The organism is Paenibacillus sp. MAHUQ-63, assembly GCF_028765165.1.
GTDB lineage: Bacteria > Bacillota > Bacilli > Paenibacillales > NBRC-103111 > Paenibacillus_E.
Genome location: NZ_JARADB010000009.1, coordinates 1 through 15087, shown reverse-complemented (window position 1 = coordinate 15087; position 15087 = coordinate 1). Strand labels below are relative to the sequence as shown.

The 15087-nt window shown below is 44.1% G+C and carries 17 protein-coding genes and 1 rRNA gene; 7 read left to right on the top strand and 11 right to left on the bottom strand.

Features of this window, described 5'->3' with window-relative positions; genetic code table 11:
* Nucleotides 1-1737 carry a sensor histidine kinase gene (locus PUT07_RS31265; protein ID WP_274472707.1) on the bottom strand — a complete coding sequence of 579 codons (1737 nt, stop codon included), beginning with the start codon at nucleotides 1735-1737 and terminating at the stop codon, nucleotides 1-3.
* Nucleotides 1738-2308: 571 nt separating this feature from the next.
* On the bottom strand, nucleotides 2309-3019 hold the full coding sequence (locus tag PUT07_RS31260; protein ID WP_274472706.1) for an SDR family NAD(P)-dependent oxidoreductase: 711 nt from the start codon (nucleotides 3017-3019) through the stop codon (nucleotides 2309-2311).
* 102 nt (nucleotides 3020-3121) lie between these two features.
* On the opposite strand from PUT07_RS31260, the gene PUT07_RS31255 reads away from it, so the two are divergent.
* The 3 genes from PUT07_RS31255 to PUT07_RS31245 all read left to right on the top strand — a co-directional run bounded on the left by PUT07_RS31255 (nucleotide 3122) and on the right by PUT07_RS31245 (nucleotide 5720).
* Nucleotides 3122-3481 carry a MerR family transcriptional regulator gene (locus PUT07_RS31255; protein WP_274472705.1) on the top strand — a complete coding sequence of 120 codons (360 nt, stop codon included), beginning with the start codon at nucleotides 3122-3124 and terminating at the stop codon, nucleotides 3479-3481.
* A 188-nt stretch (nucleotides 3482-3669) separates the two neighbouring features.
* On the top strand, nucleotides 3670-4689 hold the full coding sequence (locus PUT07_RS31250) for a DUF5667 domain-containing protein (protein WP_274472704.1): 1020 nt from the start codon (nucleotides 3670-3672) through the stop codon (nucleotides 4687-4689).
* A gap of 119 nt (nucleotides 4690-4808) precedes the next feature.
* Complete coding sequence (locus PUT07_RS31245; RefSeq protein WP_274472703.1) at nucleotides 4809-5720, top strand: glycosyltransferase family A protein; 912 nt, start codon at nucleotides 4809-4811, stop codon at nucleotides 5718-5720.
* Nucleotides 5721-5911: 191 nt separating this feature from the next.
* Here PUT07_RS31245 and PUT07_RS31240 read toward each other — a convergent pair whose 3' ends face one another.
* The 3 genes from PUT07_RS31240 to PUT07_RS31230 form a co-directional block, all read right to left on the bottom strand.
* Entirely contained in the window at nucleotides 5912-6463 is a 552-nt protein-coding gene (locus PUT07_RS31240) for an SRPBCC family protein (protein ID WP_274472702.1), read from the bottom strand.
* Between the two features lie 38 nt (nucleotides 6464-6501).
* On the bottom strand, nucleotides 6502-7470 hold the full coding sequence (locus tag PUT07_RS31235; protein ID WP_274472701.1) for an SDR family NAD(P)-dependent oxidoreductase: 969 nt from the start codon (nucleotides 7468-7470) through the stop codon (nucleotides 6502-6504).
* Nucleotides 7471-7745: 275 nt separating this feature from the next.
* Complete coding sequence (locus PUT07_RS31230) at nucleotides 7746-8135, bottom strand: winged helix-turn-helix transcriptional regulator (RefSeq protein WP_379241067.1); 390 nt, start codon at nucleotides 8133-8135, stop codon at nucleotides 7746-7748.
* 118 nt (nucleotides 8136-8253) lie between these two features.
* On the opposite strand from PUT07_RS31230, the gene PUT07_RS31225 reads away from it, so the two are divergent.
* Nucleotides 8254-9267: a zinc-dependent alcohol dehydrogenase family protein gene (locus PUT07_RS31225; protein WP_274472700.1), complete on the top strand. Its 1014-nt coding sequence runs from the start codon at nucleotides 8254-8256 to the stop codon at nucleotides 9265-9267.
* Between the two features lie 358 nt (nucleotides 9268-9625).
* Here PUT07_RS31225 and PUT07_RS31220 read toward each other — a convergent pair whose 3' ends face one another.
* Together PUT07_RS31220 and PUT07_RS31215 are read right to left on the bottom strand one after the other, a co-directional pair.
* On the bottom strand, nucleotides 9626-9967 hold the full coding sequence (locus tag PUT07_RS31220; RefSeq protein ID WP_274472699.1) for a DUF3139 domain-containing protein: 342 nt from the start codon (nucleotides 9965-9967) through the stop codon (nucleotides 9626-9628).
* A 232-nt stretch (nucleotides 9968-10199) separates the two neighbouring features.
* Nucleotides 10200-10550 carry a nucleotide excision repair endonuclease gene (locus PUT07_RS31215; protein WP_274472698.1) on the bottom strand — a complete coding sequence of 117 codons (351 nt, stop codon included), beginning with the start codon at nucleotides 10548-10550 and terminating at the stop codon, nucleotides 10200-10202.
* Between the two features lie 520 nt (nucleotides 10551-11070).
* On the opposite strand from PUT07_RS31215, the gene PUT07_RS31210 reads away from it, so the two are divergent.
* The 3 genes from PUT07_RS31210 (at nucleotide 11071) to PUT07_RS31200 (ending at nucleotide 12641) form a co-directional block, all read left to right on the top strand.
* Entirely contained in the window at nucleotides 11071-11511 is a 441-nt protein-coding gene (locus tag PUT07_RS31210; protein ID WP_274472697.1) for a HEAT repeat domain-containing protein, read from the top strand.
* A 25-nt stretch (nucleotides 11512-11536) separates the two neighbouring features.
* A complete protein-coding gene (locus PUT07_RS31205) occupies nucleotides 11537-11725 on the top strand; it encodes a DUF3934 family protein (protein ID WP_274472696.1) in 189 nt (62 codons plus the stop codon).
* Nucleotides 11726-12224: 499 nt separating this feature from the next.
* Nucleotides 12225-12641, top strand: coding sequence for a RidA family protein (locus tag PUT07_RS31200; protein ID WP_274472695.1), 417 nt, complete (start codon nucleotides 12225-12227; stop codon nucleotides 12639-12641).
* Nucleotides 12642-12685: 44 nt separating this feature from the next.
* Here PUT07_RS31200 and PUT07_RS31195 read toward each other — a convergent pair whose 3' ends face one another.
* The 4 genes from PUT07_RS31195 to rrf all read right to left on the bottom strand — a co-directional run bounded on the left by PUT07_RS31195 (nucleotide 12686) and on the right by rrf (nucleotide 15077).
* Nucleotides 12686-13498 carry an alpha/beta hydrolase gene (locus PUT07_RS31195; RefSeq protein ID WP_274472694.1) on the bottom strand — a complete coding sequence of 271 codons (813 nt, stop codon included), beginning with the start codon at nucleotides 13496-13498 and terminating at the stop codon, nucleotides 12686-12688.
* Between the two features lie 56 nt (nucleotides 13499-13554).
* Nucleotides 13555-13962: a MarR family winged helix-turn-helix transcriptional regulator gene (locus PUT07_RS31190; protein WP_274472693.1), complete on the bottom strand. Its 408-nt coding sequence runs from the start codon at nucleotides 13960-13962 to the stop codon at nucleotides 13555-13557.
* Nucleotides 13963-14144: 182 nt separating this feature from the next.
* Complete coding sequence (locus PUT07_RS31185; protein WP_274472692.1) at nucleotides 14145-14600, bottom strand: DinB family protein; 456 nt, start codon at nucleotides 14598-14600, stop codon at nucleotides 14145-14147.
* A gap of 360 nt (nucleotides 14601-14960) precedes the next feature.
* Nucleotides 14961-15077, bottom strand: a 5S ribosomal RNA gene (rrf, locus tag PUT07_RS31180).
* Nucleotides 15078-15087: the final 10 nt, after the last annotated feature.

The following is a 15087-nucleotide window of genomic DNA, read 5'->3' as shown; positions in this document are numbered from 1 at the left end:
CTATACGCCTCCACCCATGTAATCGATGACCATTGTTGCTTTAAAGCCGCCCCATTCGCTTCGCTCCACATACAGCCCGCTGGACGGTCCGAACTTCAATCGGATGCGCTGGTGGATATTCAGAATGCCGGTTATCTCCAGCCCTTCATGTTTGGTTAATGCTTGATTAAGCGATGCGATTCGCTCATCGTCCACCGCTTCGCCGTTATCCTCCACGATCATCCGTATCTCATGATCGCTCTTAACGAGCCGGATCCTCAGAATACCGTTCGCGGCCTTCCTTTCCAAACCGTGCTCGAAGGCATTCTCAATAATCGGCTGCAGAATTAACCGTGGCACCATGACGTGACCGATATGCTCCGGCAGCTCATCGAATTCAACCCGCAGCCGGTTCGCGAATCGCATGGCTTGAATTTCCGCGTACACTTTGGCATGATTCACTTCTTTCCACAGCGGTACCTCATCCGAGCTATTTCGGGTCACGAACTGGAAATACTCGCCTAATTGATTCGTAAACTGCTCGAGATTCTCGTAATCGCCAACGCGGGCCATCGTGCCAAGAATAAAGAGATTGTTGTACAGAAAGTGAGGATTAATCTGAGACTGCAGCTGCTTCAATTCGGCCTTCTGCGTCAGAATTTGTTGTTTGTATACCTGGTCGATCAAGGATTGCAAATTGCCCGACATCACATTGAACCGCGTATATATATACTGAAACTCATCGTTGATGCCATGCTCGATCTGAACATCGAAATCGCCATACTCGATTTTGCGGAAAGCTTTCACCAGCTTATCCAGCGGTTTATGAATGTATTTATACACATATAAGGAGTAAATGACGATAATAATAAGAGCTACGGCAGCTAGCAGGATAAACCAGCTTCTGTATTTCTGCAGCGGTTCGAACACGGCGGCTTCCGGCACATACTTGCTTAACACGGCGCCAAAAAAGGGAGAGGCGGTATACACGGCAAGGTAGTGCTTGTCTTGAATGACCAGCTTCTGCACTTTGCCAATATTCCCGCTAATGACCATATGCTGCGAGATTTCCTTATCGAAGTCAGCGTCGGGACTCGTGGAGATCACGAATTGCGAGCTATTGAGAATCAAGCCTTCATCCGGAGAATTCACCATCAATTTGAGATGCTCCTCCAGCTTTTCCTTCGACAGTTCGATCGCCACAATGAACAGCGGACTTCTTTTACTGCTTGGCGTGGAGAAAGGATACACAGCGCTTAGAAATAGTCCCCCGTTCACATTCATGACCTGCGAATCCAGTGTAAATGGAATGTTCCGCAGATTTTCAAATTGCTGTTGATCGAAGGCGGAAATCGTTAACGCCGACACATTCTTTTGGATCGCCGGTATGTAAGCGTAAACATCTTTGATATACATGGAGCTGTTTCGAATCGCATTGAGCCTCTGCTGAAGTCGTAAAATGCTTTGCATTTTCTCAATATCATTCAAGGAATCCGGAATCGCTCCGAGCGCGTTAAGATTGTCATCGGTTAAGGCATCGTACTGCAGCGTTTGGATCCGTCTGAAATCCTCTTCCAAGCCACTGAAATATTGCGATACCTGCGAGATCATCGATTTGGAGATTTCGTCTTGCAGCGTTCGTATCCCCCAATTGTAGATAATCATACTAAGGATATAGAGGGGTAAGAGAATACAAATAAACGAGAGAATCAGTCTTTTTAGCGCATTTTTCTTCCACGGGTGTTTCATAAGATTCATAGTTATCCCCTTTTGTCTGACAATTAAATGGCTAGTTTCTCTATGTGTCTTCAATTTCATCGAATTTAAGCTATTATAAGCTGAATTATTGCGTCTCCACCAGTGATAAAAATATACAGGAAGAAAAACGGTAACGGAGAAAAGGCAGCCACTTGAAGTCGGCTGCCTTCCTTAACTAAACAAACATCCGTCCAGGAACGACGTAGATTATGAGTACAAGTAGGAAATACCGGAGAACGTGACGGGACCTGTAACTGTTGCGCCGACTAACAAGCCTGGTTCCAGCTGTACAGTTAGGGAGTAGTTTTGGTTGGATATTGAAGCAACGTTCGAATCGATGGCTTGAAAGGTGATTGTGAGCTCTTGCAGGGAGTACGAGAAAGAGAACCGCTCGATGCACCAGGAACACTTGTCCCAACGCTGAAAATTTCTGCCATAAAACCACCTTCTTTCACTATATTCTATTAAATTTCCATATACTTGCTTGTGCGGGAATGATGTAAATGAAAAAAGATAGCCCCATGAACCGGCTATCTTTCATTTGCTGTTAGTAGGAGGCATCCTACGCGGGTTACCAGGCGTAAACGCCCTTCTCATTCAAGAATTCGCCGTTATGACGTTTGCCATCCGTCGCATACCCCACTATAATCGCAGCGGCGGCTTCTTTCGATTTACCGCCTGCAGCATTGCCGTTAAGGTCTGTTGTGGTGAAGCCAGGCGTTACCGCGAACACTTGAGCGCTGCTGTTTTTGACTTCATAAGCCATCGATAGTGTCATGGCATTGTTGGCCGTTTTAGATGAGTTATAATCGAATGCGTTTAATGTAAATTCGGCATTTTGCATATGGTCCAGAGAAGCCATGTCAGTCGATACATTGACGATTGTGCCTTCGTTTTCTTTGATCAACGGGAACAAACGCTGGTTCAAACGGAAGGTCCCGAAAAAGTTGGTTTCGAAGGCATTCCGCAGATCCTCCTCTTGGGTATCCGTAAATGAACGGGAGAAAGCGCCGGGCATACCAGCATTATTGACCAGAAGCTTCAAGTCCGGATAATTCTTGCTGATCGTGTCGGTTGCCTGTTCGATAGTTTTCAAGTCACCCATATCAATTCGTACAAATTCTACGTCTAACCCCTTGGAAGCTAACTCGGTAACGGCGGCTTCCCCCCGTTCGGCACTGCGTGCGCCAAGGATAACTTTCCAGCCTGCTTCACCTAACTGCTTAACGATTTCAAATCCGATTCCTTTATTGGCTCCGGTTACAAAGGCGGTCTTCTTCATGCGAATCCTTCTTTCCCAATTGATTTTTCTTTAACAATTTATAAATTACTATGCTACACTTAGTGCAGGTCAACAACTAATTTTATATAAAAGAGGGTTCGTATGTTAACGATTGGAGAAGTGGCGAAGGAAGTTGGAATCAATATCGGAGCCATCCGCTTTTACGAAAGAAAAGGACTTTTGAAACCTGCTGCCCGAAGCGAGCAGAATAACCGTCTTTATACGAATGAGGATCTGAGCTGGCTGGTTTTCATCAAATGTCTGCGCGAAACCGGGATGAGTGTGGAGGACATCAAGAAGTATTATGATAAGGTGAACGAAGGAACCTCAACCCTGCCGGAGCGAATCCGACTGATTGAAGATCAAAAGCAAAAGCTGCTGAAAGATATTGAAGAGAAGGAAGCGCAGCTCGTTCATTTGGAGAACAAACTGAAGCGCTATTATCGCGGGGAAAATTACTAAAAGACCACGGCGAATAAGAATCTAAAGGCAGTCGACCCTCTTCATCTGGGCCGGCTGCCTTTATGCTTTTAACACCCAAACTGATACAATGCTCCTGGGAATACGTTCCCATGCCCCCTGAAAATAATCATAGGTCTCGTATACCTTAGTATCGGCCGACAAATTACAAACAAGAGGTGGCAGTACATATGAAATACAATTTTATAACCAAAAGCGCCATGCTTAGCCTACTCGTTTTTAGCGTAGGCACAAGCAGTGTATTCGCTTCAGAGATGCCGACACCAACACCGTCCTCTACGCCTGCATCCGTGAGCGTAACCGAGAATAAAACGGAAACCACAAGTTTATTGCCTGGAGACTTCTTCTATTTCGTAAAAACCATGTACGAAAATATTCGCTTAGCCTTAACTGTTAATGACATTAATGAAGCAAGATTGCTTACCTCCTATGCCCAAGAACGACTTGGGGAGGCCAACTCCTTATTCGCCAAGGGAAAAACGAATGAAGCGAGCCTATCTCTTCAGAAGTCGCTAGAAACTCAACAAAATGCGATCCAAAAAACAGAACAGGCTTCCGGTTTGTCGATATCCGAAACATCTGCACCCGCTGCGTCTGCGACACCGTCGGTAAATACGGAAACAGCGACTGCAGCAACAGATCAAACTGAAACCAAAATTGAGAACGATAGTGAAATCGAAGTCAAACACCCTGAGAAGGTACTGAAGGTAAAAACCGATTTACAGCACAACATCCTGGCTTTGGCTTCCGCATTGGAAAAAGTGGGGAATCCAAAAGCCCAGTCAGCTCTAATGAAAAATATAGAAAAATCGTTTGATCACTTAGATAAAAAACTGTCTAAAATCGAAAAGAAAACGCAACAGGGGCAGACAATCAAGGTTGTAACAGATCAAGCTGATAAAGATGAGCCGCAACCCGTTGCTTCATGGGTTCCATCCGCAGTTCCGTCACCGTCTCCAGTTCCATCACCAGCAACATCACAAGTTCGTAACGACGCTGTTGTCTCTATCCAAGTAAAACAAGACGACTCCGTAGAGGAACAAGCCGATCATATGAAAAAGGGTAAAGACAACAAAGATAAAAATAGATCCACGCAAGAAAAAGAAAAAAAGAACAATAATCAACATGGCGGCAGCTGGAATGAGCACGGTAGAGGAAACGATAAGAATAAGGGAAATAAACAAGAATAATCATTGCTATTGGTACCTACTCTTCGTGAATGAAAAGCAAAAAACAGTGTATAGCTTGTCCAAAGTTATACACTCTTTTTACTTTTATAGAACAGATGAACCAATCGGAGGCGTTAAAATTGCAAAATATTACAATTGCAATCTGTACTAGAAATCGAATTGCAGATATCACCAAATGCATCGAATCCATCAGTAGGCAGGTTGAGCTTAATTGTGAGGTTGAGATTTTAATTGTGGATGATGGAGATATCAATAAGGAACAATTACATATATTTGAAGCTATCTTATCAAAAATAAAAGGCATGAAGCTGTCATACTTTAAGAAACTAAAAGCTGGAGTTTGGCTTTCAAGGGTTGAATGTGTCCGAATCGCCGCCCATGAAATTATCCTTTATCTAGATGATGATGTTGAATTAGATGATCCTTACTATATAAGCAAATTACTAAAAAATTACGAAGATGATGCAAGCCTGGCAGGAGTAGGAGGTATAGCCAAGGGTTTATATTCTAGCAAACTAGCAAATGCGCTCGGAATAGCTACGTTTCAAATGTCCCGTTCGTTGGGGAAATTGTCCAAAAGCGGTTTAGCAGGATCTATAGCCAATTGGCATAAAGCCAAGTCGACTTTTGAAACGGAATTTTTCCATGGGTGCAATATGTCATTTAAAAAGAGTTCACTTAAAGACATGAAGCCTTTAAACTGGATGGAAAATTATGCCGTTGGCGATGATTTATATATGTGCTGCTATGCAAGCCAATATGGCAGATTGGTTATAGATCCGGGTTTAAAAATCATCCATCACGAATCGCCTCAATCCAGGGATAAAGCCGAAAATGTGGCTAAGGCCAAGGTCGTAAATCATTACTATTTCCTTAAAATGAAACAAGCAGGGCTTTTGAATTACGGGGCCCTATTATGGACTATTGTGTATTCGATAGGTAAAGAACTGGTTAAGAAAAATAAAGATGCGTCAGTAGGTTACTTAAAAGGGATGAAATTTCTGTTATTTGCGAAGAAGGAATCTCTATAGTTATGAAATCTAATAATCCATGATATATCTCTCCATCGTTTGAACGTGTTGGAACTAGAAATCCTGCCAGCTTTCTGGCAGGATAAACTCGTTTGATCAGAACAATGTCCTCTGTAAAAATCAATTAGTGCCCTTAACTTTTGAATATAAGGATTGCCATCCCAGCCACTCGACTAGCACACATCACCACTTTAAGATGTCTGCGCCTCGGCAGTCGTCTTGAGGTCGGCGAGCCAGGTATTGAGCGAGGTCGTGAGAGCCGCACGCATGCCTTCGGGATCAGCCGCTACTGGCGGACCGTCCCAAGATTCCGTCGTATGCACGATGACTCCTTTGGCGGTGGGAGTGATGGTCCATACATGAACACCCTCGATGCCTTGTGCCGGTCCTCCCCACACAATCCGTCTCATGGGATCAACCTCGCGGATGGTAGAATGGATAGGCAGCCCATGGGTCTCCCACTGGAAGGTGCTTCCTACCGCGATTGGGCCGGATAACCGGGCTTGGGTGACGTTTTTCTGCCATGCTGGCCACTGGTCGATACCAGTTTGTATCCGCCATACGGTTTCCTCTGAAGCGTTGATTTCGACAGACAGGTCGACGATGACCTGGGCGTTTCGATCGACATCGATGGTAGACTGCTTTGAATCATCAAAGCGACTCGCAAAAATGACCCCACCAATTAAAACTATGAATAAAAGAAAGCTAATCTTGAATATTTTTGACTTGAACGATATATTCATTTTATTTCATCTCCTTATTATTGATTGACCAATTACTATTAAACAAAAGAAGCCTTACTCTTCTTCAATGCCAGTACAGTTGCGGCAATACCCTCTTGGAAAGGCGTCGCGGTGATCGGTCCGATTAACCGTTTGTATTTTTCACCACTTAGCGTCAGCGGCTCTTCCGTTAAATAAAGCATCTCGACAACTTCTTTCATCACGGGCACACCCATACCTATTAACGATAAACCTAATTTTTTCAAAGGAATGACCGGTTTAACATGGCCGCTTGCTTTTTGTGCAATCTGTACAATCTCTCGCCCCGAAATAAGCCCGGCACCCGGTATATGCCAGTTTTGTCCATAGGCGAAGTCTTTGCCTGCCAGCTCGGCAACCATCGAAGCCGCATCCGGTAAATAGATGAATTCGCGGGGAACATGCATGTTGCCGACGAAAAAGGCCATTTTGCCGGCAGCTATCGCTTCCAGAGTCGAGCCTAAATACGAGGCTTCATTGGCCGTAGGCCCATAATAATCAGGCAAGCGAGCAATCATAACCTTGGCCTTCGTCCACCGCTTGCTGAACAACATCCGTTCATAGTCCAGCCGTACTTTTCCTTTTATCGTATGAGGCTGTTTGGGATGCTCTTCCGTGACAAGCTCCATCTTCCTTCTTCCATAAGGATAAATTCCGTCGATTGCTACCACTTTAATCGCAAGCCGTTCTGCCGCCTCCATCACCGATTCGCCTAGCGGAATTAGCTTGTTCACCATCTCGTGATAAGGTACATTCGCGCAATGGAACAATACGTCGGCCCCGCCTGCCTGGGCTACAATATCGTCAGGGCGCATTGCATCTCCTATGGCAAGCGTCAAATGGTTAGGGTTACCCAGCCTTCTAGCAAACTGCTCTAATTTCTGACGCGAACGTCCAAAAGCAATGGTACGAATCCCCCGTTTGACCAATTCTTCCGTGATCGCTGCTCCCGTCCCGCCCGTTGCTCCAATAACAATTGCATTTTTCATTCTCTTCAGCCTCATTTCGATTTGTAATTGATCAATCACTAACTTGAACTCATCTTATCATCTTGTTATTGATTAGTCAATCACTAATTTGGAGTTTTGATGTAAAACCTAGACTCAGTTCTAATACACGAAATCAGGGAGCAGCTCCCATGGCGAGTCACTCCCTAGTTATCCCGGACCCACAAACGGCAAGATCCAAATAAGACCACAACCAAAAGCAATATGAGACCGGTAATCCATATACTGAATCGGTGGGATCTGTAGGATATCACAAATTAATCGCTTGGGCTTTCTATTTCGTCATATGCTTCCCGCGCTTTCTCAACTTCAGAGTAATAGGCGGAGGTCCACTGCTTCAAATGTTTCAACGGTACCGTTAAGGTTTCACCCAGCGCAGTTAGCGAGTAATCGACGATTGGAGGGACAGATGCCGTGATATCGCGTTTGACTAGTCCATCCCGTTCCAGTTGCCGCAGCGTCTGGGTGAGCATCTTTTTAGATATGCCGTCTATACGCCTCCCAATCTCCCCGTAACGCATGCTTCCATCTTCTAATGCATAGATGACAAGTGCCGTCCATTTGTTAGAAATGATCTCGAGCACCTTACTGTATCCGCAAACGGAAAGCGAGATGTCCGCGTGTATAACTTTCGTTGGAATTTTCACTAGGACGTCCTCCTTTATGCACCTAAAGGTTCCCAATGAACCACAAAGTGCCTACTTACATTATTTTAGTTAATGAAATATTGTATATACATCCCCATCGAAAAGGAGACGTATTCTTATGAAAGTATATCAAATTCAAGGCGGTTTTGGACTCGATCATTTGGTAGCTGCTGAACGGCCCGTACCGGTTCCCGGTCCAGGCGAAGTGCTTGTCAAACTGCGAGCAGTGTCGCTGAATTCGAGGGACCTTGGCGTGATTGGAGGTTTCTATAACCCGCATCTGCAGGAGCCACTGATTCCGGTATCCGACGGAGTAGGCGAGGTTGTTGCATTGGGAGAGCAGGTCTCCCGCTTGAAGCTGGGGGATCGGGTCAGCGGAATCTTTACCCAGAGTTGGATCAGCGGTGAACCTACGAAAGCAAACTGGATGAGCACACTCGGGAGTCCATTAGACGGACTACTGGCGGAATACGCGGTCCTTCCCGAAGATGGCTTAGTTCATGTACCTGCGTATCTATCGGATGAAGAGGCCGCTGCACTGCCCTGCGCAGCTGTGACCGCTTGGCACGCTATTGTGGAGGAAGGAAAGGTCAAGGCTGGGGATACAGTCGTCGTCCAAGGTACAGGTGGCGTATCGCTGTTCGCCCTTCAATTCGCCAAGCTTCATGGAGCAACCGTCATCGTGACTTCGAGCAGCGACGAGAAGCTCGAGCGGGTGAAAATGCTGGGCGCCGATGCTGGGATTAACTATAGACAAAGCCCTGATTGGGACAAAGCTGTGATAAATCTGACAAATGGGCTGGGAGCAGATCATATTGTCGATTTGGGCGGTGCCGTTACCTTAAACCGCTCGATATCGGCATTGCGGGTAGGCGGACAGATCAGCATTGTCGGTGTGCTGTCCGGAGCTCGTGTGGAGGGGCTGGATCTGGTTCCTGCTATACTGAGAAAAGCGCGGTTCCAAGCGATCAATGTTGGCAGTCGCGCTATGTTCGAGGCGATGAACCGGGCGATAGAGCATTACGTTCTCCGGCCGGTCGTGGACCGCATATTCCCATTCGAACAAGCAGTAGAAGCGCTTCAATACTTAGAGAGTGGTGAACATTTCGGGAAAATATGCATCAAATTCTGACCGGTCAATCCTTTAAGATAAGGTCCGTTACTTCAAGGAAACAAGGGGCAGATGGCTACGGCAGGCAGCTGTCCTTTGTATGCGCTATCGTTCTCCGCTTAGCTCAACAGACTACTTCTCGTAAAATTCTTTCTTTTTTGCAAGGGGCGGATAAAATTAAACCCAGACTTTATTAGTCCATCGATCTGTTTTGTATCTCATATCACCTTCAAAGTTGTTATAATTCCATCGGAAGTTTGCCACTACATTTAGCATAATAATAAAAATAATAAGGGCAACTAACTTTCGTTTTCTTCTATCCAAAACATCCCCTCTTCCACCATGACAGACTTTCTGAAGCTTAGCCATCGTCTCCTCGTTAGTTGAAAGGTCCATCTGAATGTTTTAACTTGTAGGCATCTGACACTTCATTCCCACCTACAAAACTTGGAGTGCCAAATTGCCTAACCCCGTTTTTGTCACTCTTATAATAATAAATTATGTTATCTTCATCAGAAAAAACTACTCTTGCACTATATCGTGGCGCTTTGGAAGAGTAAGTTCTTATACTTTTAATATGATCCTTTGAGTAACCCTGTTGTAATAAATAATTTGTTACATCATGCTTTAGAGAAATCTTTTGAAGCTCGTCAAAACAAAATACCATTAATAAGAAAACGGAAAGGCCAATAATAATGAATCTTAGAGGGCGATTTTTCATTGAGCTTCCACCTCCTGAAATCGTTTAACCAGAAGGATTCCCCCGGTAGTCATGATCACCCCATCTATCGTTCCTCATTATTCCTTTGTACATATTATCTTCTACAACAGGGGGATTTCACCTGCTCATATGGGTCAGCAATCCGTTAAGGAAACTCAAAAAAGCACAAAACGAGTTCCTATCGGATAACGTTCTGTGCTTTTATTTTAATTATAGTAAGCTGCCGTTCGTTTTACAGTACTCTGTCTGCATTGTACTTCGCTCTGTACTTATTTGCAATATAGATTTCATAGATAGCTCGATCCAGAAGTCCTTCAACGATACAAACCTCGATTTTCGTAATTTCATCTCTGTGGTTTTTGACTGGCGATACCGTATCTTCAAAGTGTTTTTTAATTCTTGGGCGCAGCTTTCTCGCTTTCCCCACAAACAGCAGCTCATCTTTATCATTGTAAAACATAAATATTCCGCCTGTTTCTCTAGAAATTAAATGAAAATCGGTAAACCCATAAATATTGCTTTGCTGGGGATTACTCTGTTTGGTTAGGGTCACGTCTGGCTTCGGTATGGTTATATTGATCACGATTGATTCACATCCTCTTTAATGTAGCTCTATACTACCATGAATTTAAGTGTAAACCTAATCTACCATCACTTGTGATGCGGCTCACCGTAATTTATCCAAACACAAAGCACAACTTGACCTCAAAGTATACATCAATATATAAAGATAGAGCCACTCCTGTCACACCCTTAATTTAACCTGCCCGTTACTTCAATCAGCGACAGCAACCACCGTTTCGATCTGCTCCCTGATCATTTCACATTCACCACCGTTAACGTGATCCTTCATTGACCGGCTTTTTTCCAATTTACTCATGCGTATTTTCAGTTGAAAGGAACTTCTGAAAGAATGTCATTGTTCGAAAATTAAACAGCATTTTGATGCTCCACATTCACATTTGGTTAAGCGATTACGCTAAAATCAACGAAACCATTAAATAACTCCGTCAAAAGTTGGCATTCATCGCAAAAAAGGTGTAACATCAGTCTAATCAATGAAACTTATTATAGTTTCAGCAGCAAGAAGGAGCCTAAATCCGTTGAACATTGAACGTACCAATGAAATCCCCGCGAAATTCGAAGAATTAAAGAAATCAGCCAATCGAACATCCAACTGGAGAGAACGGTTAGCAGCAGTTGAAGAGTTAGGTCAGTATAATGACCAACAAGCCATTAACATACTAACGCGTTTGATGACTAGTGATGCTGTTTACCCTATCCAAGAGGCCGCCTATCGTAAACTCAAAGCATTTGGTGAGGATGTCAAGCTACCGTCAAGGAAAAAAGGCGACTTGATAAAAGGTGCAGGTAAAATTTTGCTAAGAATTAAGAAAAGCTTACCAGATGGCCACACATTCGAAGAATTTAAGGAGAAGTTACAAAAAACGAGAAGCGATGTATATGATACTTACGAAGGCGACAAGGGACCAGAGTTTGACCAATGGCTTGAATCGACGTGGGCCTCGTTACTGAAGAAGTAGAAACACAACGTAATGGAGTGAACACATGAGTAAAGCAAAAGGTAAAGGCGGTACAGGCAGAGGGACGGATAAAAAGGGGTGGAATCGTTGGCAAGTAAGTGCCAATCGAGCAAAGAGCGCCCCCAAGCCTTATAAAAGCAAGGGACTTAAAGCCGCCGCGGAAGCCGCCGCAAAATCAGCAATCAGCAGCAAAAGTGAGAAGACAACCGAGTAGCATTGTGCAATTTAAAAAAACAAGGGACAGTATGCCGCGGCAGCTGGTCCTTGTTTTTTTGTTTTAAAAGCCTGAAAGACGCCCCCTTTCCTAGCTCCTGCGATCTCGTTATTGTGGTCACGACAACCGAGGCTGGAATTTCCCCTGAACCAGATCGATACTGAAATTGCAATTCCATATAGTTAGTATCCAAGGGAAATATTCTCAAAAATTATGAATTCTTGAAACTTCTACCCCAAAAGGTCTGGAAAGATTTTTTAAATTGGATGGTATTGAAGACGCTGCTTCAGTTAATATCACCAGTTACGCTGTGACAACAGAGTCCATTATCAAAAAAGATGGAACGGTTTGGATCTGGGGACTTGACCAATTCAACAAATTAAACAAAAAACCGCAGCAAGTAGAATTCAGGAATTAGTTTAGCAACTTCACTGACAGTAACTGTCAGTGAAGTTTCTTATAATAAAAGTAGAACACGATTCTTAAGGAGGAAAACCAAATGTCTACTTTCAAAATGGAGCATAAAAACCCGGAGGGTTTATTTGTATCAAAAGCATTTAGTCAAGCGATCACAGTAAGTGGAAAGGCAAAAACAATTTACATAGGCGGACAAAACGCTACTAATTCATCAGGTGAACTAATCGGGGCTGGCGATTTGGAATTGCAGACAAGGCAGGCGCTTAATAATATCGCAACTATACTAGCTTCTGAAAATGCAAGTTTCGCCAACCTGGTTAAACTCAATATATATTTAGTCAGTGGGAGCGACCCGCGAATTGGTTACAAAGCGTTCCAAGAGGTAGCTGGTATTTTAGAAAATCCACCTTTGGTCACCGTTTTATTTGTTTCGGAATTTGCCCGTCCTTCTTGCCTTCTTGAAATAGATGGAATTGCTGTTATTGAGGATATAGACTAAGCTATTTCGTCCCTAGTGTTAATGAAAGGTAGCCGGAGGACTTCTTAGAAACCTTTTAACCATTCCATGATTCCATCCACCGGCTCCCTGTATCTCTGTCCTACAAGCAAGCCCGTGTGAGTTGTATGACTAATGCCCATATATTGGGCATGGAGGTGTTCAGCTGTCAGTCTCCCTCGACGATCGTCATCTTCACAATTTACTGCTTTGATAACCAAGCATGGGCAAGAAATCGAGTTACTTTCTATAGAGATGCCCTTCGATCCATATAAATAAGAAAAAGCACTAAACGCCTTTGATGATTCCATCGCCAAATATTTTCTTTGGAATGCAATGTCATCCGCCGACTCGTCGATCGTTGAATGCTCAACGCGTACCGGCGGCGGCACAATCATGCCTGGAGACATCTGTGCTAATTCCTTGTAAGGAACTAGATCATGAACTTCCCTGCTTATGCTTGAATCGATCAACACCAAACCGGCAAGATCAACAGTTTCAGCCAGTTTCTGGCCCAAAATTCCGCCCATGCTGAATCCGATTAGAATCGGCGGGACTCCGCACATCGCGATAACCTCTTTAATATCCTCCAAATAATCTTCGAAAGTGATCTTTGTTATATCCAGCACCCTGCTTTTGTAGTGACATCTCAAGTTCATGACAAAGCATTTCCACCCATCACTTATAAAGTGAGGAATGTATTTGCTCCACATCCAACTGCCTGTATAAGCACCGTGGACAAAAAGTAACGGCGGCCTGTTTTCTGAGACGGTCTCCCCTTCGAAAATCTCTAAGAATAAATCGTTCTCCCCAATATAAGTTTCCGTATGGTCAGGCAATGCTTTCGTATAATCTCGCACGATGTTTTCCCCTCTCTTTACGTTGGTTTGATATCAAACTATTTGTTCAAAAAAAATCAAAAGTTGTTATAAATCTTTGTTAACACGCTAAGAACATCTTTTTTTTCTTTATCTGAAATGTTAGAGTAAAACACGGTTAGCAATTTTTCGGATATTGCATCGAAGGCAGGTTCCAGTTCTCTCCCCTTATTGGTTAAAGCAACATAAACAACCCTTGTGTCCTCTTTGCTCCTTTCTTTAGTTACGTATCCAAGCCGGACCAACTTTTCAACAAGTGCAGTGACGGTAGACTTATCCTTATTAATTCCCTTGGATATCTCAGCCATCGTGAGTCTGGGATTCTTAAATAGGGAATAGATTATATCCCCATGTGACGTGGCAATACCGTCCAGCCCATATCTCTCCATTTCCGATACAATAAACCGATTGACCTCTTCCCTAATTTTGGAGATCAATGAAATCACATCTCTTGTTTCCATATTCGCATTATAGTTTGACATCAAACCAATGTCAAGCAGAATCCATATCGTTTGGATGGGAGACAAATTACACAAGGCCAGTAAACTCAAAGGTTTGCCGGCCTTGTGGTGAAAATCAAAAATGGATTTTAAGCCATATTGTCTCATTGACACATTATTAGGCCCTGTTAGAGCCTCGCGAACGTAATGTAATCGACTTGAGCAGGCTCTGCCGATTCGATCCGAAGTGCCCGGTTGATCTGCCCCCGGTGGTATTGCCCATGTAAGAGGACTTGCAATAGGATGTCCCGGACGGACGTTCGGAACAGAACCCCGCTCAGGTTCGCATAGTCGATCATCTCGTCCAACTCGGATTCCTCAAGCCCTTCGATATAGATACGATAATGCTCGGCGTTTTCTTCGAACATCGTCCGGATCACCGTCAGGTCTTCCGCTTCCTCCCACAACGAATATTGCGCGCTGCCCTTGCCCTGCAACCGGGACAGCCAGACTCGTTCCGCGACCGCGACGTGCCGTACCAGCTTCAGCAGGTCCTTGTTCTTGGTCTCACTCTCGTCGAGAGCGTCCAAGATGCGTCCGTCCGCCCAGTACAGGTGATCCATCATGCGCTTGATCGTCTTCATTTCGGTTCCCCCTTCTCGTCTCATCGATTACTTGAACCTACTGGTCCCGTAAGCGTAATGCTTCCAGCCTTTTTGCTCGTTCATACGCTTAATGTAGAAACTCTTTAGCCGATATATTCTCGTAATCCCAGTTCAATAAATTGGTTCCGTGAAGCTATGTTATTACACTATTAAATAATTGGCAAACCTTAAAAACACACGATAGAGTTCTGGATTGAAACATACATTAGCCGAGTGAGTTTCTATCAATAGATACGCATTTGAAGAATTGATCTTATAGCTCTGCTAAGTTTAATAAGTAAATAATTAATATGCTAAAATAGAAGAAAAAGACCTCACTATTAAAAGTGAGGTCTATCTGCTTGGCAACGTTCTACTCTCCCAGAACCCTGCGGTTCAAGTACCATCGACGCTGGAGGGCTTAACGGTCGTGTTCGAGATGGGAACGCGTGGGTCCCCTCCGCCATCATCACCAAACAGTCAAAGC